Annotated in this window: 19 protein-coding genes; 18 read left to right on the forward strand and 1 reads right to left on the reverse strand. The window is 35.7% G+C overall.

Annotated elements, in window-relative coordinates; all coding sequences use genetic code 11:
• Positions 1-122: 122 nt before the first annotated feature.
• Complete coding sequence (locus tag JOE44_RS00465) at positions 123-1,019, forward strand: hypothetical protein (RefSeq protein ID WP_209783858.1); 897 nt, start codon at positions 123-125, stop codon at positions 1,017-1,019.
• Between the two features lie 64 nt (positions 1,020-1,083).
• Here JOE44_RS00465 and JOE44_RS00470 read toward each other — a convergent pair whose 3' ends face one another.
• Positions 1,084-1,746: a S24 family peptidase gene (locus JOE44_RS00470; protein WP_105680736.1), complete on the reverse strand. Its 663-nt coding sequence runs from the start codon at positions 1,744-1,746 to the stop codon at positions 1,084-1,086.
• Positions 1,747-2,510: 764 nt separating this feature from the next.
• Between JOE44_RS00470 and JOE44_RS00475 the strand changes: the two genes are divergently transcribed.
• The 17 genes from JOE44_RS00475 to JOE44_RS00555 all read left to right on the forward strand — a co-directional run bounded on the left by JOE44_RS00475 (position 2,511) and on the right by JOE44_RS00555 (position 24,201).
• A complete protein-coding gene (locus tag JOE44_RS00475; protein ID WP_156106583.1) occupies positions 2,511-2,669 on the forward strand; it encodes a hypothetical protein in 159 nt (52 codons plus the stop codon).
• 383 nt (positions 2,670-3,052) lie between these two features.
• Positions 3,053-3,220, forward strand: coding sequence for a hypothetical protein (locus JOE44_RS00480; RefSeq protein WP_156118455.1), 168 nt, complete (start codon positions 3,053-3,055; stop codon positions 3,218-3,220).
• A 61-nt stretch (positions 3,221-3,281) separates the two neighbouring features.
• Positions 3,282-3,662 (forward strand): hypothetical protein, encoded by a 381-nt coding sequence (locus JOE44_RS00485; RefSeq protein ID WP_209783859.1) that lies wholly within the window; start codon positions 3,282-3,284, stop codon positions 3,660-3,662.
• Positions 3,663-3,966: 304 nt separating this feature from the next.
• Positions 3,967-7,578 carry a hypothetical protein gene (locus tag JOE44_RS00490; protein WP_209783860.1) on the forward strand — a complete coding sequence of 1,204 codons (3,612 nt, stop codon included), beginning with the start codon at positions 3,967-3,969 and terminating at the stop codon, positions 7,576-7,578.
• Between the two features lie 15 nt (positions 7,579-7,593).
• Positions 7,594-8,211 carry an ankyrin repeat domain-containing protein gene (locus JOE44_RS00495; protein WP_209783861.1) on the forward strand — a complete coding sequence of 206 codons (618 nt, stop codon included), beginning with the start codon at positions 7,594-7,596 and terminating at the stop codon, positions 8,209-8,211.
• Between the two features lie 161 nt (positions 8,212-8,372).
• Positions 8,373-8,780, forward strand: a complete 408-nt coding sequence (locus tag JOE44_RS00500; RefSeq protein ID WP_209783862.1) for a 5-fold beta-flower protein — start codon at positions 8,373-8,375, stop codon at positions 8,778-8,780.
• 413 nt (positions 8,781-9,193) lie between these two features.
• A complete protein-coding gene (locus tag JOE44_RS00505; protein ID WP_209783863.1) occupies positions 9,194-10,051 on the forward strand; it encodes a hypothetical protein in 858 nt (285 codons plus the stop codon).
• 156 nt (positions 10,052-10,207) lie between these two features.
• Positions 10,208-11,062 carry a hypothetical protein gene (locus JOE44_RS00510; protein ID WP_209783864.1) on the forward strand — a complete coding sequence of 285 codons (855 nt, stop codon included), beginning with the start codon at positions 10,208-10,210 and terminating at the stop codon, positions 11,060-11,062.
• 557 nt (positions 11,063-11,619) lie between these two features.
• Positions 11,620-12,357, forward strand: a complete 738-nt coding sequence (locus tag JOE44_RS00515) for a hypothetical protein (RefSeq protein WP_209783865.1) — start codon at positions 11,620-11,622, stop codon at positions 12,355-12,357.
• A 54-nt stretch (positions 12,358-12,411) separates the two neighbouring features.
• Positions 12,412-12,612: a hypothetical protein gene (locus JOE44_RS00520; protein WP_209783866.1), complete on the forward strand. Its 201-nt coding sequence runs from the start codon at positions 12,412-12,414 to the stop codon at positions 12,610-12,612.
• A gap of 411 nt (positions 12,613-13,023) precedes the next feature.
• The gene (locus JOE44_RS00525; protein WP_209783867.1) at positions 13,024-14,328 is read left to right on the forward strand and encodes an ATP-binding protein; all 1,305 of its coding nucleotides are present in this window, start codon (positions 13,024-13,026) and stop codon (positions 14,326-14,328) included.
• 73 nt (positions 14,329-14,401) lie between these two features.
• A complete protein-coding gene (locus JOE44_RS00530) occupies positions 14,402-14,971 on the forward strand; it encodes a hypothetical protein (protein WP_209783868.1) in 570 nt (189 codons plus the stop codon).
• Positions 14,968-15,408, forward strand: coding sequence for a lysozyme (locus JOE44_RS00535; protein ID WP_209783869.1), 441 nt, complete (start codon positions 14,968-14,970; stop codon positions 15,406-15,408). The genes JOE44_RS00530 and JOE44_RS00535 overlap by 4 nt, the downstream gene beginning before the upstream one ends.
• A gap of 322 nt (positions 15,409-15,730) precedes the next feature.
• On the forward strand, positions 15,731-16,573 hold the full coding sequence (locus JOE44_RS00540) for a hypothetical protein (protein ID WP_209783870.1): 843 nt from the start codon (positions 15,731-15,733) through the stop codon (positions 16,571-16,573).
• Positions 16,574-16,586: 13 nt separating this feature from the next.
• A complete protein-coding gene (locus tag JOE44_RS00545) occupies positions 16,587-17,606 on the forward strand; it encodes a hypothetical protein (RefSeq protein ID WP_209783871.1) in 1,020 nt (339 codons plus the stop codon).
• Positions 17,606-22,099 (forward strand): hypothetical protein, encoded by a 4,494-nt coding sequence (locus JOE44_RS00550; protein WP_209783872.1) that lies wholly within the window; start codon positions 17,606-17,608, stop codon positions 22,097-22,099. Before JOE44_RS00545 ends, JOE44_RS00550 begins: the two co-directional genes overlap by 1 nt.
• A gap of 485 nt (positions 22,100-22,584) precedes the next feature.
• Positions 22,585-24,201 (forward strand): T9SS type A sorting domain-containing protein, encoded by a 1,617-nt coding sequence (locus tag JOE44_RS00555; protein ID WP_209783873.1) that lies wholly within the window; start codon positions 22,585-22,587, stop codon positions 24,199-24,201.
• Positions 24,202-24,204: the final 3 nt, after the last annotated feature.

The raw sequence follows: 24,204 nt of genomic DNA on the forward strand, positions 1-24,204 counted from the left end.
TCAAGATATAGATTTTATGTATTACACTATACTATAAGAGGGTGTTCATGCGGTTCTTTAGACTCAAACCACCCTCTTAAATATAAATGAAAACATAATAATAACAATTAAAACATAAAATAATGGAAGCAGCAGAAGATTGCAAAATTTCATTTAATATCGATTATACATCTTCCTTATCTGTAGATTATGCATTTGCGTACTATAAAAAGCAGGGACCAGGGCAGCAAGATGTAAAGCAAGAGTTAAATCCAGTGCCTGCGAGTGGTGAATTGGTAAAACTTCCCATCATTCAGGCTCCTGGTACTTACGACTTGAGAATAGAATTATTATCAGGGAATGTCAGTGCCGAAAATAAAAGTTTTTTTAAAATAGGCATGTGTGCTTCTTGTGAAAAACCCTCTATTAATAAAGTCGCCGCAGAGAATGATGGTCAGTTAGTAATGTCATATATACTGGATAATTATTCAAATTTTGTTGCAGTAGAATATCAAATAGCAACGGATGCTGAATTTACAGATATTATTTATTCACAAAGGGGTGTTAATTACTACTCTCCTGAATATATAGATATGAATAGGGCAAAGATTCTTAAAGGCATTTATTATATGAGAGTAAGAAAATATTGTTCAGCTGGGTCTGAAACCGGAGTCTCAGATTGGTCGGATGTATCTGTGTTTGAAGCTGGAGAATGGACTATTCAAAAAACAGTACAAGCCTTTTGTATACCAGATAACTATGGTAGAGATAATGAAATTATTTGTAAAAGAGAGGATGATTGGAAAAGGTATGTAATGTTGAATACCCCTGAACCCAAAATAGGAAGTTTAATTTATTTAAAGGATGGTATAACCTTGGCAGTTCCGGGAAATCTGGAAGAGTTTGATATGGATCCTTTTATTGGATTTAATAAGAATGGGATTAGGTGGATAAGATTTCCGGATTTTGATATGAGTGTGGTGTATGAAGTAAATTCCAACACAGCAAGGATAGAAGGTATTTCAGGCCTTACCTGTTAAAAAAAATCACTAAAATACCCCAATAAAATCCTCAAGAAACTGAGGATTTTATTTCCCTGGGCAATTATCTTCTGTTGTTTTTACGTCTTGTACTTATAATATTGAAAAGTTTGGCAACATCCTTCAGATGGATCTCGAAATCCTCATAATATTCATTCAGAGAATGAAGGGTGATAATGCCTTTCTCAACATCATGGTTAACAATTCGCTTTACCAAAATTCCTTTCTCTTTGTGAACGATTACAAAATCCCACTTATCATAATGCAGTTTACTCATCCAGTAATCCTGTCTGATGTTTCTGCATAAGATAATATCGCCTTCCAGATAGCTTTCGTATGATCCGTTATCCATACTGTCTCCTTTCACTTCAAAACACATATATTCGCCTCTGTGCTCTATATCGTCCGTAAAAGGAATAGTGGGTAAGCTTTCTATATATTCTTCATCAGCAAAATTACTCAGATATCCCGCTTGTGCATATTGATTCGCCAATGGAACGTGCATGATCTTTAAATCTGAAAAAACCACTGGAGACGCACTGTCATCATTGAGTTCCTGTTGTTTTAATAGTAAATTGGTGACAAAGTAAGCTGTTGTTTCCGGTATTTTTCGTTCGCCTTTTTCCCAATATTGCACGGCTCTGGTGCCTACTCCTATAGATTTTGCTATATCAGCCTGCTTCATGTTTAGTTTCTTTCTAATTTCTTTGAATTCTAAATAGTTCATTTTGATATGTTTATAGTTATTTGTAAAAAAAAATGAACAAAATGTTCGTTTTTATTTTGAAAAACGAACAATGTTCGTATATTTGTTTCGTCATTAAGATGGAACAGTACAAATGTACAAAATTATATTTAAAATTTAATATTTTTTTAATATTTTAAAATGTTACTTTTTGTTTGTAATTAAATGTAAATAAGTGAGTTGAAAATTTATTTTATAGATAATATATTTAAAATACAGATGTTTTCTTTTTTTGTTTTGTCCGGAGCAAGTAGGAATTAGGAAAATTTTAAATCGTTTGTAAAATGTAAAAAGTGCGTTTTTTATATTTATTTGTTTGAATTTTGTTCGTTTTTGTATTGTTTTATTGATGATAAAAATGCGTTTATTTTTGATAAATATCTGAATAAAGCAATCATTTTGCTCTTTGTTTTTCCTGAAAATAAAAAACAAACCCAAAATGTAGAATAACACTACTGTCCAACATATAAAATATCGATTAATTATAGTTGTCAGTAAAGTTGATAATACATCCTGAAAGGGCAAATGAAATGTAAAATAAAGAAGTCAGGGTAAGATTTTTATTGGGAAATACCCGGTACCGGCTTCTAAAAAACAAAATTAATTGAATTAGACATCTTTTAGAAGGCGGAATATTCGTCTTTAGGGATTCTAATGACTTTATCAAACGGTCAACAGGTAAGAAGAGGAAGCCTGTCTGATTCGGAAAAAACTATTTAACCAAAAAAAACTTTTAACCATAGAATATGAAACGTAGTAAAGAATTAGTCGAAAAAAGAAAAGATTTTGTCATTGATTATGTAAAACGTAATCAGGATAAACAGATGAAAGTGATTGTCAACGAGCTGATGGAAATGTTGTTTTTGTCTGAAAGAACAATCTATAACATCATTCTTCAGCCATAGATATGGTCACGGAAGAAAGCTCAATCCTTACCATTTAATATAATGTTGTAATGTGAATATCAGTAAGATAGTGTTTGTAGATAGTGTGTATTCATAATTCATGTCTTGAAATTATTCATTCTAAAAAGATAAAAAAGGATTCAAAGTTATTGCTAAATCCTCAACAGCCCCAAACATGAGATTAAAAGGCGGCTCTGATATCTTTCTCAAATTTAAATTATAGGTAAAATATTAAGGTGAAAAACGGTTTTTGCTTGGTCGTTCTGTTGTTTTAATGAAACATGAATGGTAAAAAGAAACCGTTTGGCCTTAGTGTATTGGAAGAGAAATCAATTAAAAAAAACTAAAAAATCAATTATTCATTTAATAAAATTCTAATAGCCATGAAAAAAAAAGAAAAGAAAAAAAAGAAAAAAGATAAGGAAAAACTGAAGAAACCAGGGAGAGATATCAGTGATATTATTGACGAGTTAGCGTATGCGGATGAGAGCGAAAATATCCGGAAAATCAGAAAGTTTTTAGATGATATGTACATCCTGTCTCAGGAATAATTAAACATCTGAAAGTGGTTTGAAAATTAAAATTTTTAATAAATAATAGAGAAGAAAAAGAATGAATTTGGATAGTATAAAAGCCCTGTTAATCGGAACTGCAATAGCATTTTCAGGAGGATTACTGAGGGTACTGGTCTCCATACAAAATAAAGAGAAAAAACAGCCATGGGAGCATTTTATCACATTGGTAATCGTAGTAATCGTAGGCTTTACGATGAGTTATTTAATGAACAGAGCCGAATTGCATGACAAATGGTATTCAACAGGAGTATTGTTTGTATTGGGATATGGTTATGATAAATTCCTGAAAATGATCACTAATAATCTGCCTAACTGGATTGATAAAGCAGTGAATCTTTTTATTGAAAACAGATGTGGTGTCAATACAAACAGACCATCTGATGAGGAAGAAGAAAAAAAAGATGATATGAAATCATAAAAAGATTCTGAAACAGTCTTTACTGTAATGACAGAATCAATCACTCCAAAGGAGATATTCTCCCGGAAAAGAGTGGATTTAAAACTTAAAAAACCTGAAAATTTAAAAGCAAGAGAACAAACAAGGAAATGGTTCAGTGTTGCCTGTTTCTCAAAGTCAAATACCATTTCTATTTACTTACATTCTTAAAGAATCTACCTCACCCGGTATGATTTTTCCAACCCGGCAGGCACCCTATAAGGCACAATATCTTAGTTGTGCCTATAGGTCTTTTAAAACAATATGAAATTAAAAAACTAAGTCAATGAAAGCAGCAAAACCTGTAGAAAAAGACAATAAGGCCCATAAAAACCAGAGCAAAAAGCAAAAGCCGAAAGATCCGGCAGTTGTGCCTATGGCTGAGGTAGATAGGGTCAGTATACAAACACAAAAATCCGGAAATAGGGGTATTACTGCGGGATCAGGAAGTCCCAGTGATAGCCTGCTCAACCTCAATGGTACTATTGCGGGTGTTCATGATTCACAAGACATTTATGGCCAGGGATCAGAAAAAAATTATGGAAAACTCCAGGAGAGTCTGGCGAAAACCGGAGATATCAACCATCCCGACACCAGGAAAATGGAAAAAGGTTATATGTCTACTTTGAATGATAATCAAATACAAGATTATCATAAACTCAAATCCGGAACCTATCTTCCCAAAACAGTACAAGAACAAGCTGTAGTGTATCAGGAAAGCAAGAGCATTCAGGAAGCAAAACCGGATACAAAGACGGCAGGAAAAGCAGCTTCCAAGAAACCGGAAATTGCTGCTGTAGAAAAACCACAATCAGTTACTGAAGATAAAACGGTGGAGGCTGATGCGGAAACTAAAACCTCTGCAAATGCCACAGACAATCCCGGATTTATAGAATTGAGCGGACGGATCAGTACCACAGCTAAGTTACAGAAACAACACGAACCATCAGGCAAAGCGACCAATGATGCACAAGCTGCAGCACCATCGCCTGCCAACGAACGTCAGAGTATGGCGCAAGCAAGCCAAGTGAACACCATGGATGAACAAAAAACCGGGCTGTTCAAGAAAGAAGATTTTAAAGCTTTGCTAAGTGAAAAAATACATAATATCAAGCTTCCGAAAAATGAAGAGCAGGCAGATGAGTTTGAGAAACATAATAATATACAGGAAGTCAATCAAAAGGCAGTAGGTGATGTTAAAAAAGAGAAGAATGTAGCCTCTAATGATATTGCTTCTGCAACAGCTGCACAACCTAATACAGCTGCACAACCTGTTCGTGCCGTTGCAAAAATGCCAACACAAAATGTAGGGAATGCTCCGGGTACGCCAAATGCAGCGAAAGCGATGCCGGTGAAAAGAAATGCAGCAAGCGTAGAACAGCCTATTAAGGAGCAAACAGCAAGTATCGACAGTGAAATGAAAGCCAATGGAGTCACCGATACGATGTTGGCAAAATCTAATGAGCCTACATTTACAGATGCTTTGGCCCAAAAGAACAAAGCCAAAACCCAAAGTGTTGCAGCAACTCAACAGTTCAGAACCAACGAAAATAAAGAGCTGTCTAAAACCCGTAACGAAGCCCAAGCCCAGGCGGAGCATCATATTAGTGGCATGCATGGTGCGAGAAAAGGCGGACTAGGCAATGTACATGGTGAACAAAAGCAAACCTCAGGCAAAGACAGTCAAAAACGAAAAGAAATTGCCGATCATATTAATGGTATTTACCTTACTTCCAAAACCGATGTGGATGGTATTTTAAATAACCTGGACAAATCGGTGGCCGAAAAATTTGATAATGGCAGCAAAGAAGCTAAAAAAGCATTTGAAGCTCATGTCGATAAAGAAATGAAGGCTTATAAAAAGAAACGTTATGGGGATGCCTATGCAAAATACGGAGCCTTGGTGGCAGCAGGGAAATGGTTATGGGACAAAGCTACAGGTCTACCTAAAGAGGTCAACAAATTTTTTGACAGTGGTAAGGACTTGTACATTAAAGTCATGGATAAATTTATTGACCAAATCGCAACCCATGTTACCACGCAGCTTAATGCAGCCAAAACCAGAATTGCTAAAGGCAAAAAAGAGGTACAGACTTATGTCAACAGTTTATCGCCAAGTTTAAGAAAAATAGGAAAAGATGCTATTGCAGAGATCCAAAGCAAATTCAATGCATTGGAAGACAGCGTAAATAGCAAAAAGGATGCATTAATTGATGTGTTGGCTAAAAAATACGCAGACAATATAACAAGCATTGATGCCAGAATTGCAGACTTAAAAACACAAAATAGCGGATGGGTGAATCAGGCTCTTGATGCTCTTAGAACCAGTGTGTTTGCCATTATTATTGAAATTAAAAATACCCTTACCAATTTATTGTCCGGTGTTATGAGTGCCATTCAGGCTATCATCATGGATCCGATAGGATTCTTTAAAAATCTTATTGCCGGAGTTTCGCAAGGATTTACTAACTTCGGAACTAACATCTGGAATCACCTTAAAACTGGTTTCTTCGGATGGCTGACCGGAGCAATGAAAGGGATTTCTTTGACGATGCCGGAAGATGTATTCTCATTGAAAGGCGTTTTCTCCATTACCACGCAGGTGCTTGGTTTAACATGGAGCGGAATCAGAGCGATTGGATCCAGAGTGATCGGTGAACCTGTAATGAAAGTCCTGGAGACCGCTTCTGAAAAAGGGCTTGAAATAGTACAGATCGTCCGTAAAGAAGGTGCTGCTGGACTTTGGGGATATCTGAAAGATCAGTTTGCTGATCTTAAAACTACGGTAATGGATGCTATTATGGACATTATCCAGACTCAGGTGATTCAAGCTGGTATTAAATGGGTGATGGGATTGCTTACTCCGGTAGGAGCATTTATAAAAGCCGCCATGGCGATTATAGATGTGGTGAAATTCTTTATCCAGCGGGCAGCACAAATTATGGAACTGGTAAAAGCCTTTACCGATAGTATAAAAGCAATTGCCAGTGGAAATGTAGGAGCAGTGGCCAAATCAATAGAAAATGCATTAGGCAGAGCTGTTCCTGTACTGATTGGCTTTTTAGCTTCATTACTAGGAATTGGAGGATTAGCAGATAAAGTATTGGGTGTTATCCGAAAAATACGTCAGCGTATTGAAAATGCAATTGTCAAGTTCTGGAACTTTGTGAAAGGTAAGGCTAAAGGGTTGCTTGGGAAAATTGGTATTGGTAGCAGGAAAGATAAGAAGGGGTATAAGGGAGAGGATTTACGTACTATTGAAGAAAAGCAAAAAGATCTGGATGAAGGTGTTAAAGAAGGAACAAGGTATTTAAAAAGTAAAAAACGTCATAAGAAAAATGAAGTTGATGAAAAGCTAAAACAAATAAAAAGCAAATATCAATTAGTAGAATTAAAACTAGTTATTGATAAACACCAAGAAGTAGGTAATGACTTGGTTCATATTTACGGGAAGGTAAATCCTGATAAAGATGGGGATGAAACTGCTGTTAACATCGAAGAAACTGAAGTTAAAAAGTACGGAGAGAACCAGAAGTGTTCTAATGCGTATTTAGAACAAATACAAAATGAAAAAGAAATATTAAAACAAGCGTTAAAATTAACTCCTGTTAAAGGTTCGGAAGTAACTAAAGCAATTTCATCAATTCAGAAAGGAGAAAAACTCAAAGGTAATGGGAAACATGTTATACCAGAAACTGTAATAAAACGAAAAGAGGCTCTACAGAATATTTTAAATTTAAGAATAAAAGAGCAAAAAGATTGTTTCTTTAATACTGATGCAGGTCATCAACAACAGATAGATGATGATAAAAATGGAGTTTTAAAGTGCGATATATTTTTAAAATTAGCAGCAAACATGACCGACGAACAGAAAACATACTATTTTGGTTCTAAATAATTAATAAAAAAAGATATGACAAATCCCGAACAAATTATAAGTATAATATTAAATAAAGATATTGACTCTTTAAAAGAATGGATAAATAATGGTGGAGATACAAGAACTCTAATTCATGATGAAAGTTTAATACAATATATCATAGATGAGATTGAAGATGAGAATGAGGATATTTACATAAAAATGATAGAGATTTTAATAGAAAATGGTGCGGATGTAAATTATTTTGATGAGGAGTACAATGCTCCTGTTTTTCAAACAATATATTTAAATAAACCAAAAGTTTTAAAGTTACTTTTGGAAAAAGGAGCCAATATAAATCTTATTGGGGAAGAACATGATACACCATTAACAAGAAGTGCTTTAGAACAAAATATTGTGCTTATGAAATTATTATTACCTTATGCAGATAAAGATCATATTAATAGATCTGGAACTTTCCATGCGAAAACACCTTTAGGATTAGCCTTCCATTTTGGAGATTTGGAGATGATTGAATTAATGCTAAAATACAAAGCAGATCCTTTTGTTAATGATGGAGAAGGCTATTTAACTATTGAAAATATTCCAAAAGATATTGATGAAGATCTTAAAAAAGAAATTTTTAATCTTATAGACAAGTATAAAGCCTAGTGAAAGTTTCACTATTTATAATTTACAAAATATAACACATAATTCCCTGCTACCGCACGAGTCTTTTCGTGCGGTTTTATTTTCAATCATTTATCTACAAGTTTTTATCTTTATAAAAGAATAATCAATACTTTTGAATACATCAAATTAAAATATTGATTATGAAAAAAACACTATTCTTTTGCTCCCTTCTCTTCGGTCTTTCTGTAAGCGCCCAAACTATAGAATCCGGAAGCCATAGTACCACAGGATATATTAAAGATGACGGAACTATCGAAAATAGCAGTCATTCCACCGTGGGATATATTAAAAACGAAGGAACTATCGAAAATAAAAGCCGCAGTACTATCGGGTACATCAAGAGTGACGGAACTATCGAAAACAAAAGCCGTTCTACGGTCGGTTATGTAAAAAAAGACGGAACCGTAGAAAACAGCAGTCATTCCACTATGGGGTACATCAAAGATGATGGAACGGTTGAAAACAGCAGCCACAGTACTATCGGGTATGCCAGGGGAATCAAAAAAGAATGGGCAGCGGTAGTATATTTCTTCTTTAAATTGGATTGATAATCGGTTCATAAAAGGAGCTACACCTTTTAAGGATATACATTAAAAAGCAAGGCTTGGATTTTTATAATCCGAGCCTTTTTTATTATCAATACAGAACGGGTTTACTAAACAGAAATGCAGAAACTGTTATTTAATTATTCGGAAAAAAAGGATACTGCAACTACAGAACCGAAAGGGCAAAAAACTTTCACAGGAATAAAAAAAGGATGAATTTTGAGCTTTGAAATTTAAGAAGCAGGCCATTCAGTTTTACAAAAATAACAGGTGCTGCAACTACAGAATCGGAAGGTCCAAAAGCTTTCACAATAATCAAAAAAAGATGAATTTTGGACTTGAAATCAATGATACTAACTGGTATCTCTAAAAACAATCATACAAATAATATAAATAGTAAAGAATAGTGAAATATTATGAAAAAAGATGAATTAACTCCAAGGCAAGAATTAAAAACCTATTTTGAAACCGGTAAACATCCAACGCAAGGCCAATTTTCAGAACTGATAGATTCTTTAAGACACAGAGAAGATACATTGACCAATAAAGAAAGGGCAATCCTTGCCAATAGTCTGGCACTTATTGAGAATGCATTTATTTACTATTCTACAAACATTATTGGAAATTTAAAATTCCGGGTTGTTGTTAGCTCACAGGATGAAGAAGATCAGGTGGTAACCGTAAGACAAACTGACAACGCTGTGGAAAAGCAATTCTTATTAGGCAGCGCACCGTATACCTTTAAAGTAAAGGAAATATTAGGAGAAACATTAAAAGAAACTGAATATTATCTTTTGAGATATGAATTAAGCCCAAGCTATACCATTTTAAAAATGTTTGGAAATGAGCTGAATACTATTTCTGAAGGTTTTGATTTAGGGTTGCTGGAGGGCAAAAGGCTACCCATACAAATTTATAAACAGGATTACGGAAGAAAGGTAAACGTTATAAATACAAATATTAAGTTTGTTAATAAAACAGAAGTACCTATACAATACAGGGTAATTGGAAGTAACTGGAGTTCGAGATTCACAGCTGAAGACTCTGTTACTGATCATTATGATATAGCTGATAATTTAAGCTTTAATTATAAGGCAGACCTTACGGAATTGAATCGATCTATACAATGCACCATTTTTGACGAGGATACCAATAGTCTTTTAGCTACCAACTACTTATCTGCCGGACTCAACCAGGATATCTGGTATGGTGGTGACATAAGTGAAATCAGAAATGTAAGGATCGAATGTAATTATTCTATTAATGAAAAATAGTCAGATGGGAATCTGAGCAATTCATAGTACAGAATATTTATACTCCTGAAATAATCATATTGGCATAATCAAATTTGCCAGAGTGATCTTTTAAAAACATAACAAAATAATCATTGTACCCAAAGGCAATTAAGCTGTAAAGAATAATAAAAAATCATGGAAGAAAATAAACCGATAACAAGAGCCCAGTTAAAAACCTATTTTGAAACAGGTAAACATCCTACACAAAATCAATTCTCGGATCTGATTGATTCTTTAAGACATAAAGAAGATGTTTTAAACAAAAAAGAAATGCTAATCTTTGCTAATAATCTGGCAACTATTGATAGTGCATTTATTTACTATTTCGCCAATAGTGTTGGAGATTTAGAAATCCAGGTTGCGGTAACCTCAACGGATGAAGAAGATCAGCTGATCACCCTAAGAGATTCTACAAAAGTAGGTGTAGTGAGACAATACTTATTGGGAAGCGCACCTTATACGATTAAAATAAAAAAAATATCAGAAGGTAATTTAGGAGAAACCGAATACTATAGTTTTGGCTATCAGTTAAGTGAAAGCTATTATATCCGTAGATTATTCGGAAACAATCTGAATACTATTCCTGATGGTTTTGATTTTGGAGAATTAAAGAATAGCAGACTACCCATTGAAATTTCTAAAATTGATAATTATGCAAGAATCAATATTGTAAATACAAGTATTAAGTTTACAAACAGAACTGAAGTGCTTATCCAATACAGAGCATACTCACAATACTGGGGTAATGAACATGGAGATAAAGATACCGTTACCGATCATTATGATGCATGGGACTTTTTGTACATTGCTTATAATGCCGACCTTCAGGCAGTCACTCAGAACGTACAGTGCGATTTGTATGATGCGGATACTGACACTCTTGTAGCCTCAGGATATTTGTATGCCGGGCAAAGTCAGGAAAATTGGTGGGGTGGCCAGGTAGATAAAGTCAGAAATATTAGGATCGAATGTAACTATGCTTCTAAATAATAATGAATGATTTTAAAACAAAGTTACTGCAGCTACAGACAAGCAGGGGCAAAAAACTTTGATAAGAACAGAAAAGTGATTAATTTTGAACTGTAAACAAAACATAGCAATTGCTATTATATAAAACAATAAGCCGTAATTCTATCAATATAAAAGACCTTGAGATCACAGGACGGCAGAGAAGTAATCCATTATATTCTCATTACTAAAAATACAATCTCAATCGGGTAAGATATCCTGTAAAAGGAAGCTTTTTCCATTGGAACATCATCCGGAAAACGGAATGAAGGGTTGTCACATCTATTTTTTTGAAAGCAAATAATAAATTCCGTGAAAACGGAAGGTGGAAATGCATTGCATGAAACTAAGAAACAAGAGTCATTGATTTTAGGTGTAATAAATTGTTTATGAGTAAGATGTGATTTGCTGCAGCTACAGGATGAAGAGAGCGGAAAACTTTTATAAGAACAAAAAAAGTATCAATTTTGAACTTTACACCACAGCCGGGAATCAGCTCCAGAAAGCGGACATAAGCCAACAAAGAAAACTAAAATATCATGGAAGAAAACAATATATTAACCCCAAGAGAGGAGCTGAAAACCTACTTTGAAACCGGTAAATATCCTACAGAAAGCCAGTTTGGCCGATTCATAGATAATTACCTCCATTTAAATGAACTTAATTTCGGACTGGATGTAAAGGCATCAGCAGAATGGACCTCAAAATACTATCATTTCTATCAGGCCGGAAACGTTGAAAAATCAGGACGAGGACACATTAATCTGGAAGCAGAATCCGGAAGTGAGCCACAGAAAATAGATCATTATGTACATGCTTTCAGCAGAAGTGTAAGTTATAAATACTTAAAGGTAAAATTATCAAATGAATTAGATATTGATAAGTACAAGCCTAAGATTATTATAAAACGTTACAAACAGAAAAAAAAGGTCAGGAATGGATTCAAAGATGCAGGTTATTACAGGGAACAGCAATTAGATGCAATATCCCTGGGCAGAATGTCCGAATACCCTGTAACATCTAAAGAAATGATTCTGGATATCAATCCTATTAATTATTTCAGACCTGGATCACAGTTCAATGAGTTTTATCCATCAGGAACACTTACCAGACCTGGTTCATTCAGACATACGGTTCATCATAGAAAACCATTTTCTCTTATTCAGATGCTTTTGGAAATTGAGATCAATGGCAAAAAATATACATCGTATCCCGTTAATATAAAAATTATTTTGGGACGGGACTTTTACGATTTGGTTAATTATATTATTGATTAATCCCAAACATACCTCAATCGGAGAGATTCTCCTTGGCAGGACACCTTTTAGCGCATGAAATCCAGGAATTTTCTGATGTATAAACATGAGAATCTCCTCCTGGAAGCAGAATGGCTGGTCTTCGGATCTATTGTTCTCTTTCAAACGCAGATTAATTCTTTAAAAAGAAGGACTCCAATGAAGGAGCGACTTTCCAGAAGCAGCTGCTGTACCGGCTGTGGAGAGACACTCAAATGCGAGCAACTTTCCGGTTGAGATTTCTAGAAATCAACTACGAAATACCATGTAATCATCCTTGAGATGCTGCATGATATTTAAAAAACATATACAACATACCTCAATCGGAGAGATTCTCTTTGGCAGGACACCTTTTAGCGTTTGAAATCCCGGAATTTTCTGATGTATAAACATGAGAATCTCCTCCTGGAAGCAGAATGGCTGGTCTTAAGATCTGTTGTTCTCTTTCAAACGCAGATTCATTCTTTAAAAGAAGGACTCCAATGAAGGAGCTACTTTCCAAAAACAGCTGCTGTGCCGGCTGTGGAGAGATACTCGAATGTGAGCAACTTTCCGGTTGAGGTTTCTTGAAATCAACGACAAGATAAGGGGAAGCATCTTAAAATGAAAATGATGCAGTACACCGGATCTTAAAAAAGATAAAAACCCATGGAGTCAGAACAATTACAAAAATTATTTACTCATTTAGAAAAGGTTATTACATGGCGTATCAACAATCCTTCAGAGGATTTTAATGGAGGAGCCCCTGAATTTAATACCAGTAACCATGAAAATTTTCAATTAGGAGATTATATTTCAGGGAAAGAGCTTGCCCATCAGGAAGTTGTGATTCTTTTAATGGCTTTATTGCCCCGATTGGATCCCGCATTGCTGAAACGCATTTACTTGGAGCTTCCGGGTAGTGTGCTGTTTGACTTCTGTTCAACCAACGATAGCGGCAGGCTCTTTTATCCTACCATTCAGGCTGTTCAATACGTTTTAGGAGGAGACAGTATTTCAGAACGATTGAAAGCTCTGGATTATTTCGGCCCGGATTCGGTTTTGAGTAAAGAAGAACTCATCGTTTTTGCAGGTTCAGCCCATGAAAACAGACAGATCAATGTTCATGAAGAAGCTTTTAACAAAATCATGTTTGGCTCGGAATTATTGCCGAAAATGAGCAATGATTTTCCGGCAGAACAGATACTCACCCGCCGATCATGGGAAGATTTAATACTTCCTCAAACTACGCTGCAGGAGCTTAAAAGTATTGAAGCCTGGTACAATAGCAGCCGGATTCTTATGGAAGATTGGAACATGCAGACCAAACTTAAACCAGGGTTCAGGGTGTTGTTTCATGGAGAACCGGGAACAGGAAAAACTCTTGCTGCCAGCCTTTTAGGGAAATATACCCAACGTCCTGTTTTCAGAGTAGATGTTTCTATGCTGGTCTCAAAGTATATCGGAGAAACAGAAAAGCAGTTAGCTAAACTGTTTAACAAAGCAGAAAATAAAAACTGGATTTTATTTTTTGATGAAGCGGATGCTATTTTCGGAAAAAGAACCTCTGTAAAAGATGCCCATGACAAATATGCCAATCAGGAAGTTTCTTATTTGCTGCAACGTATTGAAACATTTTCAGGGCTTATTATTCTGGCATCCAACTTTAAAAATAATATGGATAAAGCCTTTACACGACGCTTTCACAGCTGCATACAATTCAATAATCCAAAGCATGAAGAGCGTCTGCGTATCTGGCAGCAAAATTTACCCGAACCATTACAACTTGAAGATATTGATCTGGAACAAATTGCCCAGCGATATGAATTAACCGGCTCTAATATTATGAATGTCATACAGGATGTAAGTTTAAAAACAATTGCATTAAAAGACCCTGGTTACAAAGTAAGTTTAGATATGTTGCTGGATAGCATCAAAAAAGAATATGTAAAAGAAGATAAAATCTTTATGTAAGGATTTGAATATCAATTGAATTTCCTGAGACTGAAAAATTCAAAATAGGCCTCAATTTTTAAAACTAAAACTCATGAAAACAAAGATTCTGTTATTGCTCATATTGAGCAGTCTCATGCTGGGCTGCCGGAGTAAACACAAAATTACAGCTACTTATAAAGAAAATACAAAAAATACAGAAAAGATAAAAACTGATTCTTTAACCCTTCAAAGCTCACAATCAACTCAAAGTAGATCAGATGAGGGGTTGCTGAAGGAAGAGAGAAATGAAGTATCGGGAGATCTGTTGATTAAAGGAAAATCTGATGCATCTAATCCCTTTGTTTTCCATAACGTGATAGGGCGTGATACCATTCAACGTATTTCCATTGTGGGGAATGCAGAATATTCCATCAGCAGCTATTATGCAAAAGTCAACCATGAAAAATCAGAGGTTAAAAAAGAAGAAATTACCCATGCTGCTCAGGATGTAACCCAGAAAACAATTTCAAAAGAAACAGTCAAAGAAGTGGCTTCAAATGTCTCTGAAGAAACAAAGGAAATTCAATCAGATGGATTGGAACTCCTGGCCTGGATTTTCATTACGATTATTGGAATCACTTTAGTACTCATCTTTTTCACCTACAAATATTTTAAGATATGAAAACATCACAAAAGGGAATCAATCTGATTGTGTCATTTGAAGGCTTCAGTTCAAAACCTTATCTGGATTCTGCCGGAATTCCCACAATAGGATATGGCAACACTTACTATCCGGGAGGAAAAAAAGTAACCATGAAAGATCCCGCCATCACTAAAGAAAAAGGAATAGAGCTGTTTTCATCTGTTTTACCAACTTATGAAAAAATCGTCAACAGTAAAATTAAACTGAATCTTACTCAAAATCAATTTGATGCTCTCGTATCACATACTTACAATACCGGAGGATCAGATGGACTATTTTCTTTGATTAATAAAAAAGCAGAAGAGCAGGCCATCAGAAATTGGTTTACCACGAAATATATTACGGCCACCGGAAAAACCTTAAACGGGCTCATCCGCAGAAGAAAGGCTGAAGCTGATCTGTTCTTTTCTAAATAAACAATTTCTACCTAATAGTGGGAACTTTAAACCATCTATTATCATTGGTAAATCTCCAAAGTCAGGTGTGGCCTGCTTTGTTCCGGCTTCAAACTGCTCATACAGTTCAAATTTCAAACAAAGATGTTATAGCATCCTTGTAATATTTTGAGATCACAAAAGTGGAATCAGCTTCATGGATTCTTTCTAAGTGAATGCATAGCCCTATAGCTTTATCTGCAAGTATATGGACTTCTTCGCTCCTTTAAAATGTAACGGATAGAAATAATCTTTAAGCCTTTCCCAATTATCAATTTTATCAAAACTAATTATCAATTATCAAATGAGTACACCATTACATACAATTTTCAGTTGGTTTGAAACGGGAGATTTTCCAACAGAAACCCAGTTTAAAGACACGTTTTTATCTTTTTATCACAAAGATGACTTAATCCCTATGAAAGGTATTGAAGGATTTGAAGAAATTTTTCAATTATTTGCCAGCGCAGAAGCATTTCAGGAACACTTAAAAGACCCAAAGGCTCATTCGGAATATCTGGCTTTATTGAATGCCGGTAACCTGACTGCAGCGCATGTGGACAGCTGGAAAAGCAAACTTGGAATCAGCAATATTGCTACGATCGACAGTTCTGATCAATTGGGGAATGCGTACACGAAAATACAGGTAAATAGTTTTGTGGATGCATTGAAAGGTGCTGATAAAGACTTGGCTCTTGAGATAGAAAATATTAGAAACATATTATTATCTAATGATTTGTCTTTAGATGAGCTTCAGGAAATAGTAGACTTCATCAAAAAAAACCGTGAAGATATTGAAGCTTTAAAAGCTCTTCCCATAGGAGAATCAAGTGAAGATAAAGTAAAGCTGTTATTGGACTACGGTTGGCTGGACAGCCCGAAAAATCAGCAGGAATTTAATAAGCAGATCTATGATAAGGTTTTGCTGATCTCACAAACAGCTGAAAGTACCGTAGTGCAGGTTACCGGAAGTGCAGTATTTCCCAATACCCTTGAAACGGAAAATGTGATCATTCAGGCCCGGGACAGTGTTACCGGAAAAAAAATAAATATTGACGATTATGCAACCAATCAAACCATCGAGATTAAGATGTTGGGCGACCTTGCTAATCCGATTAACATTCTCATTTTAAAAGTTAAACCATAAAAAAATAAAAACTATGAACAATAACGCAGTAATCAGTAATAACGCAAATCAGGATAATTTTTTCGGGGAATTACAACGTACCCGTTTTCAACAATTTACTTCATTTCCCAGTACGGATGGTGTTCCTGCAGGTTGGGTAATTGATTATAATGGACAATTGCATCAATGGAATGGAACCGAATGGATTAATTTGGCCGAAAATTATGTACATCCGGAATATCCGCTGACTAATAATCCATTTCAGACCAATCAGACAAGTGGACTTCTATTGCTAAGTCAGCTCCTGACCAATAGTTCAGGGCATGTTATTAAAGTAGCAGGCCGAAATCTTACCAATGCAGATATTGTTTCTATTGTTGTGAATGACGCTATTCAGTCAGGTACCTTTACATGGTCATCCTATAAGATTAAAACTTATGTTGAAAATTTCATAGGACAAAGCCTTACAGGAGCACTGATCTATCAGCCGGGAGGTTATACCCCTTCTACTGTTGAAGGTTCAATGACGATGCCATCACCTGCTACAGCAGCAGTAATTAAAACAGGAATGGTATGGGTGATTACAGCAAATGGATGGGTGGGCAATGAGCCTGTATCTGTGGGGGACCATCTTATTGCCAATACCGATGATGCTTACAATATCCCTAAAAATTATCAGATTATAGAAAAAGGTATTCCTGATATTGTAGACGCTACAGATACGGTAAAAGGAGTGATCCAGATCGCTACAGATATTGAAGCTATTGAGGGAATCAATATTACTAAAGCAATGACTCCAAAATCTACGAAAGCTGTTTTGGATGCAAAAATTAAATCCCAAACATGGCATATCGGAGATGGAGCGTCCGTTTCTTTCCCCATCACCCATGGCTGGAATACCGTGAATGTTGATTATATCTGTTATCGTAATGCTGATAATAGAAAAATAAATGTAAGCTGTGTGGTTATATCAGAAAATGATGTACAAATAGATGTTTTAGCACCTCTTACCCCGAATGAATATAGAATTACTTTAACTGCAAGACTAGACTAATGATTGCTCCTGAATATTTTAACAATCATATCGCCGTAGAAGGTGAAATAATTGTGAAAAGTGTTCCAAACGATGCAGGTTCTGTAATGGTTTGGAATTCTGTAACGAAAAAAATTAGCACAAGAACCCATGCGGAAATAGTTTCTGATTTAAATTTAGTAACAACTAATACCTTTCAGGATATATCGGCAAGAAAAACATTCTCAGGAGCTACCGGGAATGCTTATAATGCAGTTGCTTTAGAAGTAAGAGGTAATGGTACATCTGATACAATTTATCCTGCAATTTCTTTCCATCAGCCAGGCCTTTATGCCGGTACATTGCAGTATAGGTCAAACGGTTACCATTTTATGAATATCAATGGCAATGCTTTTGATAACGTGAGATCTGCCGGGTATTATAAAGACGGGTCAGATAACGGAAGATTCCTTACGGGAGGTGGTGGGGATTATGATTCCCGAAGAAAAGAAGACTCCTGGTATCATTCCGGAAGAAACTTCCCGCAGGGTACATTCATTGAAACTGATGTAGATTATTCTGTAGACCATGGAGATCAGTTTCTTTTAGAGATTAAAGGGAATATGTACGGCACTGATCAGCCTTTAGATTGTAAGATTCAGGGCTATATCGATAACGGGACTATTATTTCTCATAGCGGCTATTCTACATTACATTACTGGAATTCGATTACTGCCTTAAACTTAAATGGTAAACTTTGTTTTTGGTTTACTCAATTATCTTACTGGCAGGGGTTTGATGTAAAGGTAACAGTTGGATATGGAGGTTTAGACCAAGGTAAAAACAGAGTTACTTCAGTGTCGGATCATCCGGATCCGGGAGGTACAAAAAGGGTTCAGATCAATCTTAAACATTTACTTACTAAAGAAGAATTAGTTGCTGGTAATACATTTTGGGAGAAGAAAGATACAGGCGGCTATTGGGCATTAGATTCAGATAGACCTATAGCGGGTTTAAACGGTAATAATTCTCAAGTTATTTTATCTGGTGGTTTATTGGCTTCTTCTGCTTATACGGACTCTCAGTTTATTCCTGCATATGGTATCCACTCAAAAGGTTTTGTGCAAACAGATGAAGGTTTTCAAAACAGGTTTTACAAAGTAGATGAAAGAAATAGAATCTGGTCATTTGCAAACGCAGATACTTACGGACTTTCTTATTATCAGGGAAGTGCCAATAGTTTGAATGAGGGTATAGGTTTCCATTTTGGAGATCCGGATCAGCCTACCCATTTTCTGGGACGATCAGGCCAGATTTATTCTAAAGTAGGTATTTATTCTAATTCATTTACTACAGGTAATAACCAGGTTTTAAATTATAGTGGTCCGTCTACATTATATATAGGAAATCCTACCATTAATACGATTATTGAATCTAGTAACAATGATATAATACACTCTAAAAATGGAGTAAATGGAGTGGTTTGGGATGCCCATAACTTAGATCCTTCAACTTTTGTTAATGCATCTGCTCTAAATAATTATGTTCCCTATAATGGTGCAGCACAGGATGTAAATCTTGGGGCAAAGGATTTAGAATTTGATGGCGGAGGATCTATAAGTAAACACCAGAATAATGTAAGGATATTTAATAAAGTTTATCAAGGGAATTATGGTGATGGAGGGCACACAGGTATTTTAGCGATTAAAATGCCACAAGCCTCAACAGAGCATGCTATGTTTAGTGTTGATATTAATATTTATGGATATGAAAATCAGTACTTAGGAAAAGTTAATGTCGCTTTCTATAAATATGTATCAGGAACTTTGGTTTCTAATGGTTCAAAAGCCTTATGGGAAGTCACAGATAATTTCCCTACTACTACCGCAAGAATTGGGATTGGAACTGATGGATATGTTAGTATTTTATTAGGAGAATCAAACACATTCTGGAATGGATACTTTTCATTTGAAGTAGCTAAAGTAGAAATTAAATATGGGAACTATAATCTTGACTGGAATGTAGGATGGTCTCATGCAATAGAACCTAACTTTGATTTATATCCTTCCAATATCATTGTGTTACCTTCTGATGTAGTTGCTACAAGAAGTTGGTTAACAAATTTTGCAGACAGCAGCTATATTCCAAAAGCGGTTCAGCTTAATGATAACTTCAATAGTCTTGAAGGGTATTCCAGTTCCGGAGTTTATAGAGCGAACAGTAATGCAGGAGGCGTTCAGCATTTGTACAGTCCTATGTTGCACATGGGTGCCCAGGATACCACAGCACAGTTGCAGGTAAAATATAATGATACGAATGCAGACGCAGGAGAATTAGTCTATAGAAGTGGGTATAATGGTAATTGGACGCTATGGAGAAGAGCCTGGGATAATGTAAACTTCAAACCAGGAGATTATCAGACAAGAAATACAGATGAAATTATCTCCGCAGCGAAATCCTATTATAACAGAATACCTTTCAAACTAAAAAATAGTTCATATAAATCCTGGTCAATTCAGAAACCTACCAATAACAATTTAATATTGGCACCTTCTGCTACAAATAATGCAGAAGATTGGGATTTGGGCAATAAGGTAGAATTCACTGATGCTGGTCAGGTTTTATCAAAAGGTTTTAATAAAATCGGGTATAATGATAACTATATCTTAACAGCAGGTGGTGGGCAAAGATTAGCCTCAGACTTTGTATCATCTTCAGACTTAGGAAACTATCTCAGAAAAGATGGCGGTACTATGACAGGAGCTTTCAATATAGAGACTCCAGCTATGTTAGGTAGATGGAAAAGTACTGCACAAACAGGGAATTATCTGACCTGGCAAAAGTATGATGGATCTAAAGATATAGCTTATATTGGAGCTGATGGAGATTCGGCCTCAGGAGGTGGAGCAGGAGATAGTTTTGCAATGAGAGCTGTAAATGGGGGTGACCTATTATTAAGTTCAGATAGTGGTGTTGTTAAAATTCAAGGGGGTATTCCTTGGACGACTAACAATTTAAATCCCGCAGAATACTTAGCGAAAAGAGGCTTACATCAAGATGCAGCCGCAGTAAAAACTGATTATCCTTTAAGTGTTACAGATTGGACGACAGGTATAGGATTCCCCACTACTTATGGTAACTCTTTACATATTGCAGGAAATAATACATGGTATCATAGAATAGATTTTCCTTTATTCGGCAATCACTTAGAATATTGGCAGGCGATCAATACAACAACCATGACGAAAAAAGGAAATATTCCTTTATTGTCAGATGGAGAAGCACTTTGGACTAATAATAATTTTAATCCAGATGCTAAAGTTAATTCTGCGGAAAATGCTCAAACTTTAGGATTCTCAAGTGGTTTGTCAGCAGGTGCACCTTACATCTATCATAGAACAGATGGTTATGTATTCCTAGCTACTCAATCCTGGGTATCGTCTAATTTTACGAGTCAGACTCTGTCTATTCAACCTGAAGGAGAAGATGGTCAATGGATAAATCTGACCAATTCAAATGGAGTTTTAGCTTCCAATTATTTTATTACATCCAGAGATGGTTCAAGAGACCCGAATACAGTTGTTGCCCCAAATGGCAATTCCCGTAGAGTTAGATTTGATTTTATTAATGCTGGATCTGTTGGAGGCTCCGGAAATTATGCGGGTGTAATGACTTACGCTCCATGGGATGGCACATCTGCATCCACTGGGGATTCTTCATACCAATTGGTTTTTGCCAATCAAACCGGTATAAATGGAGAAGGAGTACCAATGCTTAAAATCAGAAAAGGTATTGATGATAAGTGGTCTAAGGCATGGTATAAATTATGGAGTGACGCAGATTTTTCTCAAGGTAATATCAATAGTTGGAATTATATGTCTAATAACGGTGTTATTGTAAACCAGCAATTTACTAGTCATACAGGTAATGGATTAATGGTTGCTGATGAGTATAATGGTGGAGAATCCGGTATATATAATGAACAGGATGGTTTCTATTTAAGTGTATTGGAAGGTGAGTATTATAAATATTCAAGTAAATATAAGAGTTGGGAAGGTATTAATTTCCATAGAAAGAGTTATAATATTGGTATAGGTACAGATGCTAATGATGCTGATAAAGTAACTGTTTCAGGCTCAGTAAAGGCTACTGAAAACTTTAAATCAAAAGATGAAAAGCCTAATACTTTATTTATTCCGGACGGAAGTCTTTCTTATCTTGATGATGAGATTATCAATGAAGACTCAAGAATGAGATTGTCTCATGGCATGATTGAGCAGCAGCCAGGAGTTCAATATTATGATTCTGATAATAGAATGCTGGTCATCAGATGTGTATATGGTGAGCAATTTACATTAGGAAAAGTTTTCCGAGGTCAGAGAATACTCGTATTAAATGCCAGTGATAGTTATGGACAGGGATTCGACATAAAAAGCGCAGGGTATTCATACAAAATACCACCGTATAGCTCTATCCAATTATTTGTCTGGGATGAAAAGACCGTTTATAAATATGCAGAAAATAAGATGTATTAAAACTGGAAAATTCCGAAAGTAAGGAATATATAACTCAAATAAAAAGGCGCCACTTGTTTTAAAGTGGCGTCTTTTGACTTTTTGGTGACCAAGACGAGCATATCTTCAAACACTTTTGTCACTGATTGGGTTCGTTTGAGTCAAATTAAGCAAGAATTGTAAAGCTCATTTTTTATCAAATAACTGCCTTTAGTTTATGATATTATAAACCTTTATTATACTTCAAATTTCAATTATATTAATTTGTTTAGATACTTATCTAAAAGAATACTTCTTTCTTTTTAATTTCTTCATTGTAAAGTAATAAAATACGACAAGATTTGTCGTTTCTGCAGTCTGTTTTCGTGAAATAAATTTGAATTTACAGTTTATATAGTATTGCTAGTTGTAATAAATATATTTAATTATTTATTTTTCAAAAAAATGTTAAATTAGCTGCGTTTTTATAAAAACTAATTAATAACTCGAAAAGCGACAATAAGAGAATGAAGAAACTCTCTCTCAGTGCATTTACTCTATGCACCGTCCTAAGCATATCTGCCCAGGACGTGATATGGCAGAAAGATATCAAATCCTCTACCCAGGATTTCTTGAGCCAGGTTACTACAACCATCAATCAGCAATACCTTATTACAGGAAGTTGCATTCAGGTCAAAAACCAACCACCGGCAGCCGTCAGCCAAAAGCAAAATACTGGTTATGATTTCCACCTGGTAAAACTGAATCAGCAGGGAGAAGAAGTGTGGGAAAAATATTTCTCAGGACAAAACCATGATTATCTATCTGCAACCGTCACCACTCAAGATGGAGGATTTCTTTTGGCAGGAACATCTTATTCCGGAAAGGGATTAGACAAAAAGGAGGACTCCAAAGGAGGCTCAGATATTTGGCTGGTCAGAATCAATGAATTTGGTGATGAATTATGGCAGAAAACCTTAGGGAGTTCTTCCGATGAAGAAGCAAGAGCTGTCATTCAGACTACGGATCTAGGATTTTTTGTTGCCGGAAACGTACAAAACGCTACTAAGGGCTATGGATCCAAAGATGTTTGGATCACGAGAATTGATAAAGACGGAAAAGAACTTTCCCAATTAATCTTAGGTGGAAAAGGTTTAGACGAAATAGAGAGAATGATTCCAACGAGAGATGGAGGAGCGTTATTGGGAATTTATTCAAGGAGTTCCGGGGTCCGTGTTTCGGGATCTGAAGCTAAAACGAGCGAAACCTTCTCGAACCCTGTATCGAGAAACTCGAAACAAACTGAAAACTTTGGTGAGGGTGACTACTGGATTGTCAAGTTAAACAAGAACGGAAGAGTAGAATGGGAAAAAAACTTTGGAGGAAAAGGAGATGATCATTTGAGAACCCTTGCTATAACTTCAACTGGCTTTATCATTGGTGGAGAATCCAGATCAGAAAGATCGGGAAATAAAACTGTAGCCCTTGAAGAAGGATCTGACCTTTGGTTGATTTCTTTAAATGATAACGGTGATGAGCAATGGCAGAAATCTTACAATGTTAAAAACAGAGACATCCTGATGGGAATGAGTGTGGTAAGCGGGAAGATGGAAGATGGAAGCGAGAAGTCTAAAGGCATTCTGCTGGGAGGCTATACCCAGGCTGAAGGAAGAATACAGACAGATGATGAAACGTTCTGGATGCTGTATCTGGATCAGAATGGGAATGAACAGTGGAGAAAACATATAACTGGAGAAACCAGACAAAAAGCAGAAAGGCTTTCTGATCTGAAATTAAATAGAGACGGCTCCATTATTCTTGCCGGAACCAGTGCAGAAGAACTTGGAAAAGAGAACTGGAAGATTGTGAAGCTGGGAGATAAGCAGGTTGATCAGCTGATTGAAAAATACGATATCAAGATCTATCCGAATCCAGTATCTGATTATGCATATGTAGAAATCGGATTTGATTTTAAGGAGGCTGATATTCTGTTGTATGATATGAGCGGAAGACAGCTCCAAAACCTTAAGACGAAGAATAAAGTGACTAAGATTAATACCCAGGCTTTGGTTCAGGGAGCTTATCTGGTAACGATAAAAACTGATACCAATAAAACGGCGAATGCCAAGCTGATTAAGAAATAAACA

Source organism: Chryseobacterium sp. PvR013 (assembly GCF_017833095.1).
Lineage (GTDB): Bacteria > Bacteroidota > Bacteroidia > Flavobacteriales > Weeksellaceae > Chryseobacterium > Chryseobacterium culicis_A.

Coding starts and splice junctions, on each gene's coding strand:
- JOE44_RS00520 (WP_209783866.1), top strand. CDS start 12,412: ATGAAATCCAGGAATTTTCTGATGTATAAACATGAGAATCTCCTCCTG.
- JOE44_RS00530 (WP_209783868.1), top strand. CDS start 14,402: ATGAAAACAAAGATTCTGTTATTGCTCATATTGAGCAGTCTCATGCTG.
- JOE44_RS00465 (WP_209783858.1), top strand. CDS start 123: ATGGAAGCAGCAGAAGATTGCAAAATTTCATTTAATATCGATTATACA.
- JOE44_RS00550 (WP_209783872.1), top strand. CDS start 17,606: ATGATTGCTCCTGAATATTTTAACAATCATATCGCCGTAGAAGGTGAA.
- JOE44_RS00525 (WP_209783867.1), top strand. CDS start 13,024: ATGGAGTCAGAACAATTACAAAAATTATTTACTCATTTAGAAAAGGTT.
- JOE44_RS00500 (WP_209783862.1), top strand. CDS start 8,373: ATGAAAAAAACACTATTCTTTTGCTCCCTTCTCTTCGGTCTTTCTGTA.
- JOE44_RS00515 (WP_209783865.1), top strand. CDS start 11,620: ATGGAAGAAAACAATATATTAACCCCAAGAGAGGAGCTGAAAACCTAC.
- JOE44_RS00480 (WP_156118455.1), top strand. CDS start 3,053: ATGAAAAAAAAAGAAAAGAAAAAAAAGAAAAAAGATAAGGAAAAACTG.
- JOE44_RS00545 (WP_209783871.1), top strand. CDS start 16,587: ATGAACAATAACGCAGTAATCAGTAATAACGCAAATCAGGATAATTTT.
- JOE44_RS00540 (WP_209783870.1), top strand. CDS start 15,731: ATGAGTACACCATTACATACAATTTTCAGTTGGTTTGAAACGGGAGAT.
- JOE44_RS00475 (WP_156106583.1), top strand. CDS start 2,511: ATGAAACGTAGTAAAGAATTAGTCGAAAAAAGAAAAGATTTTGTCATT.
- JOE44_RS00470 (WP_105680736.1), bottom strand. CDS start 1,746: ATGAACTATTTAGAATTCAAAGAAATTAGAAAGAAACTAAACATGAAG.
- JOE44_RS00510 (WP_209783864.1), top strand. CDS start 10,208: ATGGAAGAAAATAAACCGATAACAAGAGCCCAGTTAAAAACCTATTTT.
- JOE44_RS00555 (WP_209783873.1), top strand. CDS start 22,585: ATGAAGAAACTCTCTCTCAGTGCATTTACTCTATGCACCGTCCTAAGC.
- JOE44_RS00505 (WP_209783863.1), top strand. CDS start 9,194: ATGAAAAAAGATGAATTAACTCCAAGGCAAGAATTAAAAACCTATTTT.
- JOE44_RS00535 (WP_209783869.1), top strand. CDS start 14,968: ATGAAAACATCACAAAAGGGAATCAATCTGATTGTGTCATTTGAAGGC.
- JOE44_RS00490 (WP_209783860.1), top strand. CDS start 3,967: ATGAAAGCAGCAAAACCTGTAGAAAAAGACAATAAGGCCCATAAAAAC.
- JOE44_RS00485 (WP_209783859.1), top strand. CDS start 3,282: ATGAATTTGGATAGTATAAAAGCCCTGTTAATCGGAACTGCAATAGCA.
- JOE44_RS00495 (WP_209783861.1), top strand. CDS start 7,594: ATGACAAATCCCGAACAAATTATAAGTATAATATTAAATAAAGATATT.